The 19337-nt window shown below is 73.6% G+C and carries 13 protein-coding genes; 1 reads left to right on the top strand and 12 read right to left on the bottom strand.

All coding sequences use genetic code 11. From position 1 onward, the window contains the following. Positions 1-66: 66 nt before the first annotated feature. From KGD83_RS05165 to KGD83_RS05145, 5 genes are all read right to left on the bottom strand, one after another. Positions 67-2499: an endonuclease/exonuclease/phosphatase family protein gene (locus tag KGD83_RS05165; protein ID WP_212642768.1), complete on the bottom strand. Its 2433-nt coding sequence runs from the start codon at positions 2497-2499 to the stop codon at positions 67-69. 163 nt (positions 2500-2662) lie between these two features. Next, positions 2663-5257 carry a polynucleotide kinase-phosphatase gene (locus KGD83_RS05160; protein ID WP_212642767.1) on the bottom strand — a complete coding sequence of 865 codons (2595 nt, stop codon included), beginning with the start codon at positions 5255-5257 and terminating at the stop codon, positions 2663-2665. Further along, positions 5254-6840 carry a 3' terminal RNA ribose 2'-O-methyltransferase Hen1 gene (locus KGD83_RS05155; RefSeq protein WP_212642766.1) on the bottom strand — a complete coding sequence of 529 codons (1587 nt, stop codon included), beginning with the start codon at positions 6838-6840 and terminating at the stop codon, positions 5254-5256. Before KGD83_RS05155 ends, KGD83_RS05160 begins: the two co-directional genes overlap by 4 nt. A gap of 67 nt (positions 6841-6907) precedes the next feature. Continuing rightward, positions 6908-7375, bottom strand: coding sequence for a transporter (locus tag KGD83_RS05150; protein ID WP_212642765.1), 468 nt, complete (start codon positions 7373-7375; stop codon positions 6908-6910). A gap of 47 nt (positions 7376-7422) precedes the next feature. Beyond that, complete coding sequence (locus KGD83_RS05145; protein ID WP_212642764.1) at positions 7423-8454, bottom strand: hypothetical protein; 1032 nt, start codon at positions 8452-8454, stop codon at positions 7423-7425. Positions 8455-8724: 270 nt separating this feature from the next. Here KGD83_RS05145 and KGD83_RS05140 point away from each other — a divergent pair, with 270 nt between their 5' ends. Then, positions 8725-9702, top strand: coding sequence for an ABC transporter substrate-binding protein (locus KGD83_RS05140; protein WP_249352394.1), 978 nt, complete (start codon positions 8725-8727; stop codon positions 9700-9702). Positions 9703-9833: 131 nt separating this feature from the next. Here the strand turns inward: KGD83_RS05140 and glpD are convergent, their stop codons facing one another. The 7 genes from glpD to groES form a co-directional block, all read right to left on the bottom strand. Continuing rightward, positions 9834-11555 (bottom strand): glycerol-3-phosphate dehydrogenase, encoded by a 1722-nt coding sequence (gene glpD / locus KGD83_RS05135; protein ID WP_212642762.1) that lies wholly within the window; start codon positions 11553-11555, stop codon positions 9834-9836. Positions 11556-11879: 324 nt separating this feature from the next. After that, positions 11880-12749 carry a lytic transglycosylase domain-containing protein gene (locus KGD83_RS05130; protein ID WP_212642761.1) on the bottom strand — a complete coding sequence of 290 codons (870 nt, stop codon included), beginning with the start codon at positions 12747-12749 and terminating at the stop codon, positions 11880-11882. A 192-nt stretch (positions 12750-12941) separates the two neighbouring features. Further along, a complete protein-coding gene (locus tag KGD83_RS05125; protein ID WP_212644271.1) occupies positions 12942-14045 on the bottom strand; it encodes a GuaB3 family IMP dehydrogenase-related protein in 1104 nt (367 codons plus the stop codon). Between the two features lie 120 nt (positions 14046-14165). Beyond that, entirely contained in the window at positions 14166-15662 is a 1497-nt protein-coding gene (gene guaB, locus KGD83_RS05120) for an IMP dehydrogenase (protein WP_212642760.1), read from the bottom strand. A 643-nt stretch (positions 15663-16305) separates the two neighbouring features. Beyond that, complete coding sequence (locus KGD83_RS05115) at positions 16306-16902, bottom strand: sigma-70 family RNA polymerase sigma factor (RefSeq protein ID WP_212644270.1); 597 nt, start codon at positions 16900-16902, stop codon at positions 16306-16308. 217 nt (positions 16903-17119) lie between these two features. Next, entirely contained in the window at positions 17120-18730 is a 1611-nt protein-coding gene (groL, locus tag KGD83_RS05110; RefSeq protein WP_212642759.1) for a chaperonin GroEL, read from the bottom strand. Positions 18731-18845: 115 nt separating this feature from the next. Next, a complete protein-coding gene (groES, locus tag KGD83_RS05105; protein WP_013155030.1) occupies positions 18846-19157 on the bottom strand; it encodes a co-chaperone GroES in 312 nt (103 codons plus the stop codon). Between the last annotated feature and the right edge of the window lie 180 nt (positions 19158-19337).

The following is a 19337-nucleotide window of genomic DNA, read 5'->3' as shown; positions in this document are numbered from 1 at the left end:
GGCGCGCAGGCGACCGGCCGGGGACCCGGCTCCCGGCGCGGGGGACGCGCCGGGAACCGGGCGGCCTCAGGGGCGCCCGGGCGGGGTGCCGCGGCGGGTGTCCAGCCACAGCACCTGGGGGTCGTGGTCGCTGACCTGGTCGGAGAACTCGGAGTTGATCCGCGCGATGCCGTACTCGACCCGGCCCGCGAGCGCCTGGTTGACCAGGATGTGGTCCAGCGCCTGGGAGTTGCCGTCGAAGACGTAGTTGTAGTGCTCCTCCACGGGCAGGTCCGTCATCGGGTTGTGCAGCGGCCCGTCGGCGGTCAGGATCTCCAGGGTCCGGGAGAACTGGAAGTCGTTCAGGTCGCCCATGACCACCAGGTTGGCCTCGGGGTCCACCGCCAGCAGCTCCTCGGCGAAGTCGCGCACGAGCCCGGCCTGGGCGTGGCGCTGGGCCTCGCTGGTGCGCCGCGGCGGCTGGTGGACGCCGTGCAGGGGCTCGTCCCCGCCCTTGGAGTTGAAGTGGTTGGTGACCACGTAGACGTCGCGGTTCAGGGCGCGGAAGTGGCCGACCAGCGGCTTGCGGCTGGAGTCCCAGGCCCCGTCCCGCGGGCTGATCCGGCCCGGGGACACCGACAGCTCGGCGCCGCGCTCGCCCTCCACGACCTCCACGGCGGTGGTCGCGTCGCCTCCCTCGCGGTCGACGAACTGCACGCGCTCGGGGTCGAACAGGAACGCGTTGCGGATGTTGCCGCCGGGCTGGCCGCCGTCCTGCTTGTCCTCGGGGCTGATCTGCCGCCACTCGTAGGCGGGGCCGCCGTGCGCCTCCACGGCCTCCACCAGCCGGTCCAGGGTGACGTCGGCGTCCACGACGCCGTCGTCGGTCGGGCCGGTGCTGTCCTGGATCTCCTCCAGACCGATGATGTCGGGCGAGTTCAGGGACTCGACGATCCCGGCCGCCAGCGCGTCGTACCTGGCCTGGTCGTCGCGTCCGCCGAGGTTCTCGACGTTGTAGGTGGCGACGCTGACCTCGTGGCGCCGCGCGTCGCGGACGGCGGTGCGCTCCAGGCCGCCCCGCACGTGCCCGCCCAGGGTGGTGGCGCGGATGAGGTAGCCGCCGAACCGGCTGTAGTAGAGGGGTCCCTCGGTGACCCCGGCGAGGGTGTCGCCCACGTTGGCCTCGGGGAAGGGGTGCTGGTCGCGGTCCAGCAGCGACTCGACCTTGATCCGTCCGGAGTTGGGGTCGTCGTAGGAACCGTAGCGGGTGCCGCCGTTGACCGTGGGGTTCTGTCCGGGCTTGGTGGTCACCCAGAGCGCGGAGTAGTCGTCGGTGGCGCCGACGACGGGCGCGTCCTCCACGCGGACGAGCATGTGCTCTTGCGCGGCCCAGAAGTCCAGGGCGTACTCCGCGGGTTCCAGGTCGAGCGCGGAGACGTCGCCGCCGGGTCCGGGCGCGTACGCCTCGGGGACGGCGTCGCCGTCGAGCAGGACCGGGTCGGGCGCGGCGTTGCCCGAGGACAGGACGGTCCAGCGGGCCTGGTCGAGCTGGGTGATGGTCTGCGCACCGGAGGCGGGGCTGTACTCGCTGACCCGTCCGGCGGCCAGGACCTCGTCGCCGACGGCCACGTCCGGGGTGGTGGATCCGGTGAAGACGAACAGCCCCTCGCTGGTGCGCGGGTCGCCGTCGCCCTCGGTGTCCTGGAACCAGAACCCCCGCGCGCCGCCGAAGGGGTTGACCGCCGTGACCACGCCCGGCAGGCCCGTGACCTGCTGTCCGGCGTAGGGGGAGGTCCGGGTGGTGCCCTGGACGTCGTGGACGCGCAGGTCGCCGGGCTCGACGGGCTCCTCGGGGTCGGTGCCGCCCCCGCCGGGTGTCCGGCCCGCGGTGTTGGTGGGCGAGGGGGCCGCGACCGTGAAGTCCGCCTCGTTGTCGCCGGTGTCGGTGAGGGAGTCGTCGCGCGAGGCGGAGGTGGTGTTGCCCAGCCGGGGCGCGGGCGCGCCCTCGTGGACGACGGCGTCCCCGTAGCCGACGAGGTCGGCGACGGACGCGTCCGCGGTGCACTCCGCGGCGGTCCGGCAGGTGACGGGGTCGGTGCCCCGCACGAGCAGGACCGTGCCGGAGGTGGCGGACATGTTGGTGCCGCCGCTGGCGTCGGGGGCGGGGAGGTCGGTGCTGCCCCCGGCGCCCGCCGCCTGGCGCACGAGGTAGTGCCCGTCCGCGCCGATCTCGCCGTTCAGTGCCGTGACCTGCACCTGGGTGGCGGGTCTGGGGTTGGCGGGCAGGTACTGCACGCTCCAGCCGTCGAGGGAGAGCGCCCCGCCGGTGGGGTTGCCCAGTTCGACGAAGTCGTGGCGCAGGTCCGCGCCGCTGTTGCCGCCTCCGCCGTAGACCTCGCTGACCACCGGGGTGGCGGTGTCGGCGAGGGCGGACGGCGCGGACGTGAGCCCGAGGCCCAGGAGCACCGCCGCCGCGGCGGACGTGGACGCGACCAGGCGTCCGGGTCGGTTGGGGGACACATCTTCTCCGGAGGGGAGTGGGAGTTGACGGGCGTGCACATCATGCCCCCTGCGGATGTCCGACCGAAAGAGAGGGCGTGAAAAGGAGGCGAACCGGAACGCCGTCGGTGGGATCGGACCGGTCCGGCGGCGCCTCCGCCTCGTGGTCTCCGCCGCCCTCTCCCTACAGCCGGGGGTCGACCGGAACCGACTCCAGGGCCAGCACCGCGAACACCGGCTCGTGCACGCGCCACAGCGGTTCGCGACGGGCGTGGCGGGCCAGCGCCTCCAGGCCCAGCTTGTGCTCGCGCATGGCCAGACCGCTCTTGCGGCCCACCTGGCGGTCCTTCAGGACCGCCATCCGCTCGGGGTCGGTGTAGTCGGGCCCGTAGACGATGCGCAGGTACTCGGGCCCGCGCACCTTCAGCCCGGGCTGTGCCAGGCCCTTGCGGCCCGTGGCTCGGGCGCCCAGGAGGGGTTTGACCACCATCCCCTCGCCGCCGGTGGAGACCATGTCGGTCCACCAGTCGGCGGCCGAGGCGCACGCGCCAGGGTCGGTGGTGTCCACGACCCGGTAACGGGTGGGGTGGACCAGGCCGCTGGCCTCGGCGAGCCGTTCGGCGACGGCCATGTGCCACAGGTGGTCGGCGTCCCCGTACTCGCGCCCCTCGGAGGCCAGCACCATGAACGGCGCGTACCGGAGCCCGGCGGCGCCGTCGGTGTCCCAGGAGTAGCGGCGGTAGACCCGGCTGAACTCCTCCACCTGCTCCGTCCGGCGCGCGACCCCCTCGATCAGCCCGTCCACGGGCACACCGCGCCCGGCCGCGGCGGCGAGCGCGATCCCGGCCGCGGGCAGGGCCGCGCGGGCGGCGGCGCCCACCGACGCGTACTGTTCGCGGATCAGCGACCGGGCCTTGGCCGACCACGGCAGCATCTCCCCGTCCAGGGCGACCCAGTCGGTGCCCAGCCGGTCCCACAGCCCTGCGTCGGTGACCGCCCGGCGCAGCTGGTCCACGACCTCTGCCTGGAGGGCCGGGTCGGAGAAGAAGGGCCGTCCGGTCCGGGTGTGGACGGTGCCCAGCCGCCCGGGCACGAACCGGCGCTCGGCGGCGTCGGCGTCCCGGCACAGCACGGCCACGGCCCGAGACCCCATGTGCTTCTCCTCGCACACGACCTCGCCGATCCCCGAGCCCCGGAAGGAGGCGAAGGCCTCGTTCGGGTGCTCCAGCAGCCCGGGCTCGGCCGAGGTCGGCGCGGGCGCCATGGTCGGCGGGAGGTAGAGCAGCCAGCGCGGGTCCACCGCGAACCTGCTCATGACCTCCAGCGCGGCCAGGGTACTGCGGCCGTCGGCGCGCACCAGGCCGTGCCCGGTCTCCACGAACATGCCCGTGCGGGTGTCGCCGACGCCGATGTCGGTGACGTCCACGGCGGCGTCGGGGCGCGTGGCGGTCTCCCCGTCCGCCGTGTCCGTCAGCGGCCGGGCGGGCTGGTACCAGGTGCGGCGCGCCCGCACGTCGACGATCTCGCGCTCGGGGTAGCGCAGCGCGGTGAGCCTGCCGCCGAACACGCAGCCGGTGTCCAGGCAGAGGGTGTTGTTGACCCACTCGGCCTTGGCCATGGGCGTGTGCCCGTAGACCACGGCGGCCCGGCCGCGGTACTCGCGCGCCCACGGCAGCCGCACCGGGAGCCCGTACTCGTCGGTCTCGCCGGTGGTCTGGCCGTACAGGGCGAAGGAGCGCACCCGTCCGGAGGCCCGCCCGTGGTACTCCTCCTTGAGCCCGGCGTGCGCGACGACCAGCGCTCCCCCGTCCAGGACGAGGTGGCTGACCAGCCCGTCGCAGAAGTCCAGCACGCGGCCCCGGAACTCCCCGCTCTCGCGTCCCAGCTGTTCCATGGTCTCGGCGAGGCCGTGCGTGAGCTGGGCCTTGCCGCCCTTGAGCACCCGGACGAGCTTGTTCTCGTGGTTGCCGGGCACGCAGAGGGCGTCGCCGTCGGCGACCATGCCCATGACCAGGCGCAGGACGCCGGGGCTGTCGGGGCCCCGGTCCACGAGGTCGCCGACGAACACCGCCGTGCGCCCCCGCGGGTGGCGGGCGCCGACCGGGCGCCCGAGGTCGTCGCGGGTCAGCTCGTAGCCGAGGTCGCCCAGCAGCTCCTCCAGTTCCTCGCGGCAGCCGTGCACGTCGCCGACGACGTCGAAGGGGCCGGTGAGCTCCCTGCGGTCGGGCCAGGCGCGCTCCAGTTCGATGACGGCGGCGTCGATCTCCTCCGGCCCCTGGAGCACGTGCACCTTGCGAAAGCCCTCCCGGCGCAGGTGCCGCAGGCTCTGGCGCAGGTCGCGGCGCTGGCGGCGGATGACGTGGTCGCCGAAGTCGCGGTCGGGCCGGTCCCGGTTGCGCTCCCGGGCCAGGGCCTCGGGGACGTCGAGCACGATGGCCGTGGACAGCACGTCGTTGTCCTTGGCGATGCGCACGAGTTCCCGACGGGCCCCGCTCTGGACGTTGGTGGCGTCGACCACGGCGAGCAGGCCCCGGCGCAGCCGGATGTCCACGACGGTGTGCAGGAGCGAGAACGCGTCGGCGGTGGCGGCCTGGTCGTTCTCGTCGTCGCTGACCATGCCCCGGCAGCGGTCGGAGCCGATCACCTGCGTGGGGGCGAAGTGCCGGGCGGCGAAGGTGGACTTGCCGGAACCGGAGACCCCGACCAGCACAACGAGCCCCATCCCGGGCACGCCGAGCACGCGCGGCTCGGCGGCCCCGGTCCTCTCGGTCGTACTCATCGGACGAAGACTCCCATCTGGGTCGGTGCGCCGGTGTCGGGGTGTTCGGGCCCGACCGGCAGGTGGCGGACGCGGTAGCCGTACTTCTCGGCGACCCCGTCCGCCCAGAGGGTGAACTCGGCGCGCGTCCACTCGAAGCGGTGGTCGCTGTGCCGGAAGGCGCCGTCCTCCAGCCCCTGGTAGTGGGTGTTGTACTCGGCGTTGGGCGTGGTGACCACGACGACGCGGGGCCGGGCGGAGCCGAAGACGCCCTCCTCCATCGCGGGCAGCCGCGATGGGTCCAGGTGCTCGACCACCTCCATGAGGACGGCGGCGTCGTAGCCCTCGAACCGCCTGTCGCGGTAGACGACCGAGCCGACGAGCAGTTCCGGCCTGGGCCGCGCGTTCCCGTGGTCGCGGGCCGCGACGGTGTCGGAGAACAGGGGCCGGTGGCGGTCGCGCCCGCCCGGGTCGCAGCCCCTGCACACCCTGCGGTGGGCGCGTTCGAGGCTGACCGCGCTGACGTCCACTCCGGTGACGCGCTCCAGGGAGCGGTCGCGGACCAGTCGGGTGAGCAGCCGTCCGGCGCCGCAGCCCAGGTCGATGACGCTGGTGGCGTTCTCGGCGGCGAGCACCGCCATGACCGCCCCGGCCCGCTGTTCGGCCAGGCTGGGCGCGCGCTCCTCAAGGGGCGGCGCCGCGGCGGCCTCCTCGTCCCCGGGGTCGTCGCCCTCCCCGTCCCCGGTCAGGTCGTCGGCCTCGGCCAGGCGGGCCAGCGCGGTGCGCACGTAGCCGTCGCGGCGGTTGAGGTAGCGGCGGACGATCCAGGCTCGTTCGGGGTGCCCGGTGAGCCAACCGGTCTCGGCGGGCCCGTCATTCCCGTCCGCACCGTCGGTCCCGTCCGCACCGGCACCCTCGACGGCACCGCCGCCCTCGTCGGAACCGGCGTCACCGGTGGTCCCGGCGGCGACCCCGCCGGCCCGCAGCAGCTTGTCCACCTCGCTGCGGTCCACCCAGTAGTGCTTGTTGCCGTCCAGGACCGGCAGCAGCACGTACAGGTGGCTGAGCGCCTCGGACAGCCGCACGGTGCCGGTGAGGGTGAGCGACAGGTAGTGGGAGTCGCCCCATCCGGGCAGTCCGGGGTCGAGCGGGACCGGTTCGGCCTCCACCGCCCACCCCAGGGGCTCGAACAGCGACCGCGCGCGCTCGGCGCCGCCCCGGCAGGGCACCGCGGGCATGCGCAGCTCCAGCGGGATCGGCGTGCGCGCCAGCTCGGGGCGCTGCTTGCAGTCCCCCCGGAGCGCGGAGCGCATGACCCGCCCCAGCGCGACCGTGAACAGCGACGACGTCGCGTAGGGGCGGTCGTTGACGTACTGGGCGAGCGCGAAGTCGGGTGTGCCCACCGACGTGCGCGTGCGCAGCAGCGCCTGCGCGTCGACGTCGAGCATCAGCGCGGCGGTGCAGCGCTGCTCGGCGGCCTCGGGGTAGAAGACGTGGGCGGTGCCGAAGGACTGCTCGAAGCTCTGCGCCCTGTCGGGGTGCTTGTGCAGCAGGAAGCCGAGGTCCGTCGCCGGGCTCGCCGTGGTCGTGATCGTCAGTAGCACCCGTGCATTGTGGCCGAGCCCCCGCCGCCCTGGCGAGGGCTTTTCGGGTGCCGGGGCGCGTGCGCCCTCAGGCGCGGATGGCGGGGGCGGACCGGCCGCGGACGATCAGCGCGGCGGCGACCAGCGCGACCGCGAGGATGAGCGCGTTGGCGGCGGCCAGGCTCCACGCGGACTCCAGCAAGGGGTGCAGGAAGGAGTCCTGCGGCGTCCGGTCGGCCGCGCCGGGCCACAGGGTCCACACCAAGACGGCCAGCACCAGGTAGACGGGGGTGCAGACCAGCGCCGTGGTCCCCGGGCGGGGCAGGCGGACGGCCAGTGCCAGCGGCCAGGCCATGACCGGGGCGAGGGGGAAGGGCAGGAGCAGCAGGGCCATCCCGGCGCCGATGTTGGCGTCGGGCGCCGTGTGGGCCGCGTCCATGGCGTGGGCGACGCCCCACCCGACCAGGTGGGCCAGGGCGACCGCGCCGAGGGCCGCGGCCGAGGCCGGCAGGACCGTGCGCGCGACGGAGGCGGGGGCGGGAGAGCGGTTGTTCATGTTCCCAGACTGCCCGGTGCGCGCCGCCAGCGCCTGAGTAGCGGTACTCAGGTCGCCGCCGGGCCCTGGGTTCCCCGGCCCGGGTCGACGCCGAGTTCGGCCATCGCGCGGATCAGTTCGGTGCGGGCGGGGCCGAAGAAGGACCAGGGCGTGTCGCACCGCACGGTTCCCACCGCGGCCAGGTGCCAGTGCGCCGCCTGCGCCATCCCGGCCCGGTGGAAGGCCCATCCGAACAGGTGGTGGGCCTGGGCGTCGCGCGGGTGCGCGACCGCCCCGGCGACCCACCCGCGCGCGAGTTCGAACAGCTCCTGGACCGACTCCCCGTGCAGGCGCCCCAGGGCCATGTCCACGATGGAGGGGAGGTTGCCCTCGGCGATCAGGCGTTTCTGCTCCGTGCGCACGTGCTCGGCGTGGGCGAGGGCGAGCACGGACGGCAGGGGGCTGCCCCCGGGCGCGGTGTCGGCGGCGGCTCCGGCGAACGCGAACATCTCCTCGGCGCTGCCGCCCCGGGCGGCCGACAGGGTGCGCGTGCGGACCGTGTGGGCGGGGAACAGGTGGGGCGCGCGGGCGATGACCTCGCGCCAGATCCGGTCCTTCTCCTCCCGGTCCGCGCCCAGGCCCATCGCGGCGGTCTGGAGCCCGGCCCAGGGCGCCGCGTCGTCGGGGCGCAGCCGCGCGGCGGCCTCCAGGGCCTCCCCCGCCTCGTGCAGGGCGGCGGAGGCGGCCTTCTCGTCGGCCCTGGTCCCGCCGGAGGGCCGGACCAGGGCGCGGGCCAGCAGCGTGTGGCCCAGCCAGAGCATGGTGTCGGCCCGGTCGGCACCGGCCTCCAGAAGTCCGGCGATCTCCCCGGGCAGGTCCACGGCGGCCCTGGCCAGCGCCTCGACCCGCAGTACGCGGGTCTCGGGGTCCTCCCGGCTCTCCACGAGCAGGGAGGCACCGGCTTCGATGTCGCCCTCGCGGACGGCGTCGCAGGCGGTCCTCAGAACCGGGTCGACTCCGAAGGCCTCCGGTACCAGGTGCGCCCCGATGTCGGCGCCCCGACGCGGCACCCTGACTGGTTTGCGTACGAATCGCCACATGCGACCGAGCGTAGCGGGCCCGCGGACCCCGGGGCGTCGGGCCCGGGGTGACCTGGCCGGGAACGCGCGCCGCCGGTCCGCGACGGCGCCCCGCCCCGCGCCCGGAGGCCGCTTCGGGGAGGGCGGTGCGGCACCCACCCACCAGCAGGGATTAAGGTAAGCCTTCCCTTAACCGCGCGCGTGGCGCGGGAGTCCGTACGGCTCCCCCATCGTCCGGCGTGCGGCGCGGAGCGGCGCTTCGCGGCGAGTGAGAGGTGTGCGTACGTGAGGATGGGACGAGAGCGCGCGGCGGTCGGCCGCGGGAGGCGCCGGGCCGCAGCGGCGATCGCGCTGGCCGTCGCCGTGAACGGGTGCGGAGCCGGGGCCGGGGAGGCCGGCCAGACCGCCTCCCCCGGCGCCGACGGCTATCCCGTGACCGTCCAGACCCTCCACGGCGGCGTCACGGTCGAGGAGGGCCCGAGCCGGGTCCTGGCCCTGGGCTTCGCCGCGGCCGACGAGGCCCTCTCCCTGGGGGTGACGCCGGTCGCCGTCGCCGCCGACCCCCGGACCCTGGAGACCGCCACCCCCTGGCTGGCCGAGGAGCTGGCCGGGATCGCCGACCCCGGCCTGGTCTCGGCCGACGGCGGGCCCAACCTCGAAGCCATCGCCTCGGTGGAGCCCGACCTGATCCTGGCCGAGACCTACCAGGTTTCGGACGCGACCACGTTCGAGCAGCTCAACGCCATCGCGCCGACGGTCGCCCCGGACTCCGAGGCCCTCAACGTGGACTGGGACGCGCGGCTGCGCACCACCGCCCGGGCGCTGCGCCGGGAGGAGGAGGCCGAGGAGCTGATCACCGACATCGGCGCGGCGTTCGCCGAGGTCGGCGAGCGGGTGCCCGGCATCGGCTCCAAGACCTACCAGTGGGTGCGCGCCGACCCGGGGCAGTACGCCTTCGGCAACGGCTCGGTGCTCGAACTGTTCGGGCTGCGGCCGGCCGACAACCAGGACAACACCCAGACGGGCGAACCGCTGCCCCTGGAGCGCACCGGGGAACTCGACGCCGACGTGCTCATGGTGTGGGCACCGACCGTGGAGGACCGCGACAGGCTGGCCGAGGACCCCCTCTTCCAGGGGCTGCCCTCGGTCGAGGCCTCGACCGTGTACCACGCCGACCCGGCCTTCGCCAACGCGCTGAACTCCCCCGCGCCCATCGGGCTGGAGTGGCTCAGGGGAGAGCTGGAGCCGGTCATCGGCCAGCTCGCCTGAGGGCGGTGGGCGGCCGGTCCCCGGCGGTCCCGCCCCAGGAGGCGGAGCCGCCGGGGACCCGTCTGCCCCGGCCGCGCGGGCCCGGGCGGTTCCCGGCGGCGCTCGCCCGGGTGCGCCGCCCGCCCCCGCGCTCAGGGCCGGGTGATGTTGGCCTCCGGGACGATCTCCGGGGCGCCGTGCTGGATCGCGTCCGCCTCCTGGTCGGTGTCCTGCTCCTGCGCCGCGCGCTCGGCCTCGATCCCCTTGCGGTAGTACTCGACCTCCCGTCCGACCTGCTCCTCGCTCCAGTCCAGGGGACCGGCGAGCAGTTCGGCGGCCTCCTCGGCGGCGGCGATGCCCCTGTCCCAGGTCTCGAAGGAGATCCGGGTGCGCCGGGACAGGACGTCCTCCAGGTGGCGGGCGCCCTCGGCCTCGGCCGCGTAGACGATCTCGGCGCGCAGGTAGTCCTCGGCTTGCGCGAGCGGTCGGCCGAGGTCGGGGCGTTCCCGGATCAGGTCGAGCAGGTCGTGGACCGAGGAGCCGTAGCGGCGCAGCAGGTGGGTGACGCGGGAGACGTGCAGCCCCGAGTTCCGGGCCAGCCGGTGGCGCTGGTTGTACAGCGCCCAGTAGCCGTCCGCGCCCACCAGGGGCAGCCGGTCGGTGACCGAGGCCGGGATGCCGTTGCCCAGGCCGTGCGCGACCGCGTCCACCGCGTCCTTGGCCATCACGCGGTAGGTCGTGTACTTGCCCCCTGCGATGAGGACCAGGCCGGGCACGGGGTGGGCCACCGTGTGCTCGCGGGAGAGCTTGGAGGTCTCCTCCGACTCCCCCGTCAGCAGCGGGCGCAGGCCCGCGTACACGCCCTCGACGTCGTCGCGGCCCAGGGGCGTGCGCAGGACCTGGTTGACGTGGTCGAGGACGTAGTCGATGTCGGCCCGGCTCGCCGCGGGGTTCTCCTTGTCCAGGTCCCACGCGGTGTCGGTGGTGCCGATGATCCAGTGGCGGCCCCACGGGATGACGAACAGGACGCTCTTCTCGGTCCGCAGGATCATCCCGGAGGAGGCCTGGATGCGGTCGCGCGGCACCACGAGGTGGATGCCCTTGGACGCGCTGACGTGGATCTGGCCCCGGCCGCCGACCATCTCCTGGATGTCGTCGGTCCACACCCCGGCGGCGTTGACCACCTGGCGGGCGCGGACGCGCCGCTCGCCGCCGCCCTCCAGGTCGGCGACGGTGGCGCCGACGACGTGCTCGCCCTCGCGCAGGAACCCGACCGCCTGGGCGCGGGAGGCGATCTTGGCCCCCAGTCCGGCGGCGGTGCGCAGCACGCTGGTGACCAGGCGGGCGTCGTCCACCTGGCAGTCCCAGTACTGGATGGCCCCGGCGAGGGCGCTGCGCTTGAGCGCGGGGAAGACCCGCAGCGCCCCGGACCTGGTCAGGTGGCGGTGCGTGGGCAGTCCGCGGTTGTTGCGCGAGCTCATGGCGAGGGCGTCGTAGAGGGTGACGCCCGCGCCGATGTAGGCGCGCTCCCAGTGGTGGGCGAAGGGGAACAGGAACGGCACCGGGCGGACCAGGTGCGGGGCGATGGTGGTGAGGAGCAGGCCGCGCTCGTGGAGCGCCTCGCGGACGAGCTCGAAGTCGAACTGCTCCAGGTAGCGCAGGCCGCCGTGGATGAGCTTGCTGGACCGGCTGGAGGTGCCCGACGCGAAGTCGCGCGCCTCCACCAGCGCCGTGGACAGCCCGCGCGAGACCGCGTCCAGGGCGATGCCCGCCCCGACGATGCCTCCCCCGACCACGAGGACGTCGAGTTCCTCGTCGGCCATCGACGCGAGCGCCTCGGCGCGCCCCTTCGGTCCCAGCCAGGTGGTAGTCATCGGTCTCCTCCGTCTCGATGGGTCTCCTCCCAGGCGCATACCCGCCCCGGGCCCCTGTCCATCCGGGAGGGCCCCAGGCTAACCGGGGGCGCTGATCACACCGGGTGTCCGGCACCGGCGTGTCCCGGGGAGTTCGGGCGGGGCGGGCCGGGGGTGGGAGGCCGGGCGGGACGGCCCCGGTGCTCCGCCAGGGGGCCCAGCCGACGCTCTGTCCCTGGGAGACGCCGGGGACCAGTAGGAGCGATCCGGCGGTGACCGCCGCCGCGCCGGGGGCGTCGAATCCGGTCAGGCTGGGACGGCCCGTCCGCGGGGGCGGCCGTACGGTCAGGCCGCGTCGGCGTAGGCGTGCGCGTAGGCCAGGACGTCGGCGACGTACTCGTCGGACCGGTTGTACTCCAGGATCGCCGCCTCCCAGTCCGCGGCGACGGTCAGGTCGCGCTCCTGCGCGCACAGGTACCGGGCCGCGGCGAGCGCGGCGTCGTCGATGTTGTGCGGGTCGGGGTCGTTTCCGGACGGGGAGTCGCCCCAGCGCTCCCAGGTGTGCGGGATGAACTGCATAGGGCCGATCGCCCGGTCCCACTCGGTGTCGCCGTCGTAGCGGCCGCCGTCGGTGTCCGGGATGGCCCGGGTCCGGTTGGTGCCGTCCAGCGGGATGCCGATGATGTCGACGGTGGTGTTGCCGTCGTCGCCGATCTCGCCCCCGGCGTAGGTGCCGTGGTGCGACTCGATGTAGCCGATCCCGGCCAGGGTGGGCCAGGACAGCTGGCACGAGGGCTGGTCCCGGGCGACCGTCAGCTGCGCGCCCGCGTACCCCTCCAGGGCCCGGCGCGGGATGCCGGTCGCCTCCGACACCCGGTCGAGCCACTCGGCGCTGGGTCGCTCCTCGACGGCGGGGGTCTGGCGCTCGTCGGCTCCCGCCTCCTCGGGGGCGGGGCCGCCCTCCTCCGGGGCCACGTCCGCGGGCTCCGGCGGACCGGTGAGCTCGTCGTGGGGCGGGGTCTGGATCGTGCCCGCAGGTGGCTCGACTCCCGAGGCGCTGGGCGGCGGCCACTCGTTGAACGCGTCGGAGATCCGGTTGACCAGGACGACCACTCCACCGGTCAGCAGCAGGCACACCGCCAGCGTCACGCAGACGGCGGCCAGCGGGCCACGACTCCGGCGCCCCTCGGCCCCGGACGCGCGTCGTTCACCCATGGGCTCTCCACATCGTCAAGGAAACGTCAATTCCACATCACGCCGGAACCAAAGTACGCGACCGGCGGCGCCTCGCGCCCGGCGCCCTCGGGCACGGGGGTCGCCGCGCGGCGGGGCCGCGCACGCGAAGGGCCGCGCCGGCCGGGGCCGACGCGGCCCTTTCAGGTCCGTGTCCTGGGCGAACACACCCCCCTAGTGCGGGTTGACCACGACCTCGACCCGCTGGAACTCCTTGAGGTCGGTGTAGCCGGAGGTGGCCATCGTGCGACGAAGAGCACCCATGAGGTTCATGGAACCGTCGCTGGTGGAGGCCGGGCCGTGCAGGATCGACTTCAGGTCGCCGATGGTGCCGACGTGGAGGCGCTCGCCGCGCGGCAGCTCGTTGTGGTGCGCCTCGCTGCCCCAGTGGTAGCCGCCGCCGGGCGCCTCGGTGGCGCGCGCGAGCGGGGAGCCCACCATGACCGCGTCGGCGCCGCAGGCCAAGGCCTTGGCGATGTCGCCGCTGCTGGTCATGCCGCCGTCCGCGATGACGTGCACGTACCGGCCGCCGGACTCGTCCAGGTAGTCGCGGCGGGCCGCGGCCACGTCGCCGACGGCGCTGGCCATCGGCACGGCCACGCCCAGCACGGAGCGGGTGGTGTGGCCCGATCCGCCGCCGAAGCCGACCAGCACGCCCGCCGCGCCGGTGCGCATCAGGTGCAGCGCCGCAGTGTAGGTGGCGCAGCCGCCGACCACGACCGGCACGTCCAGCTCGTGGATGAACTGCTTGAGGTTGAGCGGCTCGGCGCGGCCGGACACGTGCTCGGCCGACACCGTGGTGCCGCGGATCACGAAGATGTCCACGCCCGCGTCCACGACCGCCTTGTGGTACTGGGCGGTGCGCTGCGGCGACAGCCGGGCGGCGGTGACCAGGCCCGCGTCGCGGATCTCCTCGATCCGGCGGCCGATCAGCTCCTCCTGGATGGGCGCCGCGTAGATCTCCTGGAGCCGCTGGGTGGCGGCGGCGTCGTCGAGCTCGCGGATCTCCTGGAGCAGCGGCTCCGGGTCCTCGTAGCGGGTCCAGAGCCCTTCGAGGTCGAGCACGCCGAGGCCGCCCTGCTCGCCCACGGCCACGACGGTCCGGGGCGAGGACACGCTGTCCATGGGGCTGACCACGAGCGGAGTCTCGAACCGGTAGGCGTCGATCTGCCAGGCGATGGACACCTCCTCCGGGTCCCGCGTCCGCCGGGCGGGCACGATCCCGATCTCGTCGAGCTCGTAGGCCCGGCGTCCGTTCTTGCCCAGCCCGATCTCCACCTGAGCCAACGTTTCGATCCCCTCTGACGTGCCTCGCCGGACGGTCTACCGGCGCGTTTCCTGCCGCCGTGAGTCTATCGACCCCGAAGGCGGGCGGCGCCGGGCCGCCCGGCCACCGCGTCAGCGGGCGTTGTAGTTGGGCGCCTCGACCGTCATCTTGATGTCGTGCGGGTGGCTCTCGCGCAGACCGGCGCTGGTGATGCGCATCAGCTGGCCGCGCTCGCGCAGCTCGGACACCGTGCGGGTCCCGGCGTACCACATGGACTGGTGCAGACCGCCGACGAGCTGGTGGGCGACCGCCTCGAGCGGGCCGCGGAAGGGCACCTGGCCCTCGATGCCCTCGGGGACGAGCTTGTCCTCGGTGGCCACGTCGGCCTGCGCGTAGCGGTCCTTGGAGAAGGAGCGGCCGCGCATGGCGCCGAGCGAGCCCATGCCGCGGTAGGCCTTGAACTGCTTGCCGTTGATGAAGATCAGCTCGCCGGGGCTCTCCTCCACCCCCGCGAGCAGGCTGCCGAGCATCACGGTGCTGGCACCGGCCGCGATGGCCTTGGCGATCTCTCCGGAGTACTGGAGCCCGCCGTCGGCGATGAGCGGGACGCCCGCAGGGCCGCACGCCTTGGCGGCCTCCAGGATGGCGGTGAGCTGCGGTGCGCCCACACCGGCCACGACCCGCGTGGTGCAGATGGAGCCCGGGCCCACGCCGACCTTGACGGCGTCGGCTCCGGCGTCGATGAGCAGCTGCGCCCCGGCGCGGGTGGCGACGTTGCCCGCGACGATGTCGGCGCGCGAGTTGGCCTTGAGCTTGGCGATCATGTCCGCGAGCCCCGAGGAGTGGCCGTGGGCGGTGTCCACGACGATGAAGTCGACACCCGCCTCCACGAGCCGCTTGGCGCGCTCCTCGGCCTCTGCGCCCACGCCCACGGCTCCGCCGACGACGAGGCGGCCGTCGGCGTCCTTGGTGGCGTCGGGGTACTGCTCGCTCTTGATGAAGTCCTTGACGGTGATCAGGCCGCGCAGCCGGTTCTGGCCGTCGACCAGCGGCAGCTTCTCGACCTTGTGCCTGCGCAGCAGGTCGAAGGCCTGCTCTCGGCTGACGCCGACGGGAGCGGTGACCAGGTTCTCCGTGGTCATCACGTCGCGGACCAGGCGGCCGCGGTCGCTCTCGAAGCGCATGTCCCGGTTGGTGACGATGCCGACCAGGGTCCCGGCGCCGTCGGTGACGGGCACGCCGGAGATCCGGTAGTGGGCGCACAGGCGCTCGACCTCGGCGAGGGTGTCCTCGGGCTGACAGGTGACCGGGTCGGTGACCATGCCCGCCTCGGAGCGCTTGACCAGGTCCACCTGACTGGCCTGGTCCTCGACGGAGAGGTTGCGGTGCAGGACGCCCGCGCCGCCCTGGCGGGCCATCGCCACGGCCATGCGGGCCTCGGTGACGGTGTCCATCGCCGCGGAGAGCAGCGGGATGCGCAGCGTGAGGTTGCGGGACAGGCGGGTGGTGGTGTCGACCTCGCCCGGCTGGAGATCGGAGTAGGCAGGGACCAGCAGGACGTCGTCGTAGGTCAGCCCGGGGGGAAGGAGTTTGTCCCCGTAGTCGCTGTACTCCTGGCTCTGGCCCATGACACAACCTCCGCTTTCCCGGCACACCTGCGCGGTCTCGCCCTCGCGTGTCGTCTCATCCTAGGTCGTGGTCCCGTGCGCCCCCGGTGGAACGGGGTGTTTGACCCGTCACCCCGGGCCGAAAGTGACCAGCCTCACGGTTTGCGCGACCCCCTCCGCGCCCCCGCTCCGCGTGCGGGACCTCCTACGGCCCAGGGGTTCCGGGGCCCTCCCCCGCCACTGCCGCCCCCAGGAGGGGAGACGGTGGTCGGAGCCGTTCGGAGCCGCCGCCGCGGTCCCCGGCGGCGGTCGCCGCGCACCGGGTCACACGAGGTGGTCACCCCATGACCCGATCCACGGCACGCGCCTCGGGAAACGGGCGGCCCCGGGGTCTGGTTTTTGCACCGGTCTCGGCTTGCGGGGGGTCGGTTCGTGCGCCCACGGGGTTCCGGAGGGGCCGGAGGCGGGTTCCCGTGGGGGAACCGCGCCGTAGGCGTCGGTTGAGGGTGGTGGCGGGCGACGGGTGGGACGAAGCGGAGCGGAAGGTCCAAGAAACACCGCCTAGGGGCGGAGGTAGCCCGACGGCCCGAGGGCGCGGCAGTACCCGCGCACGCGGGGGCGGTCGGGGCACCGGCGGCGTCCGGGCCGGGGGCGTCCGGAGTGCTCAGGGGACGAGGCGGTTCGCCACGGCCACCTGCCGAAGCCGAGCAATAGCTCGGTGCTGGGCAACCCGTACCGCTCCCGCCGACATTCCAAGGACATGTCCCGTCTCATCCGCCGTAAGTCCTGCGATCACCCTCATGACCAGCAGTTTGCGCTGTTGTTCGGGTAGCTCGTCGAGAAGCTCCCGGGCCCGTTGGGCCTCGATCACCCGCACGGCCGACTCCTCGGGCCCCGGGCCCTCGTCGGGGCACTCGGGCACGGAGTCGGTGGGCACCGTCTCGACCCTGCCCGCGCCGCGCAGGGTGTCGGCCACCTTGTGGGCCGCTATGCCGAACACGAAGGCCGCGAAGGGGCGGCCGCGGTCCTGGTAGCGCGGTATCGCCGAGAGCAGGGCGATACACACCTCCTGGGCCACGTCGTCGGAGTAGTGGGCCAGTCCCGAGACCCTGGCCAGGCGGGCACGGCAGTACCTGACCACCATGGGGCGGACCTCGCGCAGCAGCGAGTCCATCGCCCCGTCGTCCCCCCGGACCGCCAGCGATCCCAGATGGTTCAACCCCGTGTGGTCCCGCTGCCCCCGGGCGCCTGCATCCGTCACCGTCACGCTAGGAATGATGCCCCCACCGCCGGACTGAACCACTCGGATCGGCAACTACAGAATGGTCACGTTTCGGGAAAATCGCCCGAAAACATCTGCGTCGCCGGGGGAAACCCGTGACGTGCGTGATAGTGAGCGGGGGGCGGAGCAAGCGCTCCGCCCCCCGAAGGCCCTCGGCCCCGCGGGCCCTGACGGCCCGGGCGCCGGGCCACCGTGCCTAGTGGCTGTGGCCGTGCCCGTCGTCCTCCTCGTCCTCGGGCTTGTCCGCCACCAGAACCTCGGTGGTCAGCAGCATGCCCGCGATGGAGGCGGCGTTCTGAACGGCGGAGCGGGACACCTTGACCGGGTCGAGGATGCCCTGCGAGGTCAGGTCGCCGTAGGCGCCGGTCGCGGCGTTGTAGCCGTGGCCGACCTCCAGCTCCGACACGCGGTGGGTGACCACGTAGCCCTCGGCGCCCGCGTTCTCCGCGATCCACCGGGCGGGCTCGACCAGGGCGCGGCGCACGATCGCCACACCGGTGGCCTCGTCGCCCTCCAAACCGAGGTCGTCCGAGTCCAGCGCCTTGGAGGCGTGCACCAGGGAGGCGCCGCCACCGGCGACGATGCCCTCCTCGATGGCCGCGCGGGTCGCCGAGATGGCGTCCTCGAGGCGGTGCTTCTTCTCCTTGAGCTCCACCTCGGTGGCGGCGCCCACCCGCAGGACGGAGACGCCGCCCGCGAGCTTGGCCAGGCGCTCCTGGAGCTTCTCGCGGTCCCAGTCGGAGTCGCTCGCCTCGATCTCCTTGCGGATCTGGCGGACGCGGTCCTCGACCTCGGACTGCTCCCCGGCGCCGTCCACGATGGTGGTGGCGTCCTTGGTGATCGTGACGCGGCGGGCACCGCCCAGCGCGTCGAGGTCCACGTTCTCCAGGGTCAGGCCGACCTCCTCGGCGACGACCTGGCCGCCGGTGAGGACCGCGATGTCCTGGAGCATGGCCTTGCGGCGCTCGCCGAAGCCGGGCGCCTTGACCGCGGCGACGTTGAGGGTGCCGCGGATCTTGTTGAGCACCAGGGCGCCCAGCGCGTCACCGTCGATGTCCTCGGCGATGATGAGCAGGGGCTTCTTGCTCTGGACGACCTTCTCCAGCACGGGCAGCAGGTCGTTGAGGCTGCTGATCTTGCCCTGGTTGATCAGGATCAGCGCGTCCTCCAGCACCGCCTCCTGGCGGTCGCCGTCGGTGACGAAGTAGGGCGAGACGTAGCCCTTGTCGAACTGGAGGCCCTCGGTGAAGTCCAGGTCCAGACCGAAGGTCGGGGCCTCCTCCACCGTGATGACGCCGTCCTTGCCGACCTTGTCGAACGCCTCGGCGATCAGGTCGCCGATCTGGGCGTCCTGGGCGGAGTTGGTGGCGACGTAGGCGATGTCCGCGCGCTCCTCGACGGGGCGGGCGCGCTCCAGGAGGATCTCCGACACCTTGGCGGCGGCGGCGTCGATGCCCTTCTTCAGGGACATCGGGGAGGCGCCGGCGGCCACGCTGCGCAGACCCTCGCGGACCAGGGCCTGGGCCAGGACGGTCGCGGTGGTGGTGCCGTCACCGGCGGCGTCGTTGGTCTTGGTGGCGACCTCCTTGACCAGCTGGGCGCCCAGGTTCTCGTAGGGGTCGTCCAGCTCGACCTCACGGGCGACGGTCACGCCGTCGTTCGTGATGGTGGGGGCGCCGAACTTCTTGTCGATGACGACGTTGCGACCGCGCGGGCCGAGCGTCACCTTGACGGCGTTGGCGAGGCGGTCGACGCCCCGCTCGAGGGCGCGACGGGCGTCGTCCTCGAACTCCAGGATCTTCGGCATGTGGGTGCTTCCTCTTCAGGCCGGTCGAAAGAGAGCATCCCGCCCGCCCGGCTGTGCGCCGACCGGTGCGGGATGCGGATGGCTCCGGGCCCGTTGGAACGGGCCCCGCGGAGGCCTACTTCTCGACGACGGCGAGAAGGTCGCGGGCGGAGAGCACCAGGTACTCCTCGCCGTCGTACTTGACCTCGGTGCCGCCGTACTTGCTGTACAGGACGACGTCGCCGACCTTCACGTCCAGCGGGATGCGGTTCTCGCCCTCGTCGTCCCAGCGGCCCGGGCCCACGGCCAGGACCTCGCCCTCCTGGGGCTTCTCCTTGGCGGTGTCCGGGATGACCAGACCGGAAGCGGTGGTCTGCTCGGCCTCCAGCGTCCGGACCACGACGCGGTCCTCGAGCGGCTTCAGCACGGTCTTGGTGGCGGTCGACACGGTGTGACCTCCCCCTTCAAGGTTTCGGTGTACTGATTTCGGCCCGCACTGGTGCACGGACCGGCTACGAAAAAGGGGCGACCACGGCGGCCTGTCGTCGCGGGTGCCAGACCGGCCTCGTCGCGGTTAGCACTCTACCCCCGAGAGTGCCAGAATGGAAATGTGACCGTGACCCCCCGG

Source organism: Nocardiopsis akebiae (assembly GCF_018316795.1).
Classification (GTDB): Bacteria; Actinomycetota; Actinomycetes; order Streptosporangiales; family Streptosporangiaceae; genus Nocardiopsis; species Nocardiopsis dassonvillei.
Note: the sequence above shows the minus strand (reverse complement) of the source record. Positions and strands in the feature narration are given on the sequence as shown.

Excerpts from the sequence above, each read along its gene's own strand:
- KGD83_RS05150 (WP_212642765.1), bottom strand. The coding sequence starts at position 7,375 with ATGAACAACCGCTCTCCCGCCCCCGCCTCCGTCGCGCGCACGGTCCTG.
- KGD83_RS05160 (WP_212642767.1), bottom strand. The coding sequence starts at position 5,257 with ATGAGTACGACCGAGAGGACCGGGGCCGCCGAGCCGCGCGTGCTCGGC.
- guaB (WP_212642760.1), bottom strand. The coding sequence starts at position 15,662 with ATGGGCCAGAGCCAGGAGTACAGCGACTACGGGGACAAACTCCTTCCC.
- groL (WP_212642759.1), bottom strand. The coding sequence starts at position 18,730 with ATGCCGAAGATCCTGGAGTTCGAGGACGACGCCCGTCGCGCCCTCGAG.
- KGD83_RS05140 (WP_249352394.1), top strand. The coding sequence starts at position 8,725 with ATGGGACGAGAGCGCGCGGCGGTCGGCCGCGGGAGGCGCCGGGCCGCA.
- KGD83_RS05130 (WP_212642761.1), bottom strand. The coding sequence starts at position 12,749 with ATGGGTGAACGACGCGCGTCCGGGGCCGAGGGGCGCCGGAGTCGTGGC.
- KGD83_RS05145 (WP_212642764.1), bottom strand. The coding sequence starts at position 8,454 with ATGTGGCGATTCGTACGCAAACCAGTCAGGGTGCCGCGTCGGGGCGCC.
- glpD (WP_212642762.1), bottom strand. The coding sequence starts at position 11,555 with ATGACTACCACCTGGCTGGGACCGAAGGGGCGCGCCGAGGCGCTCGCG.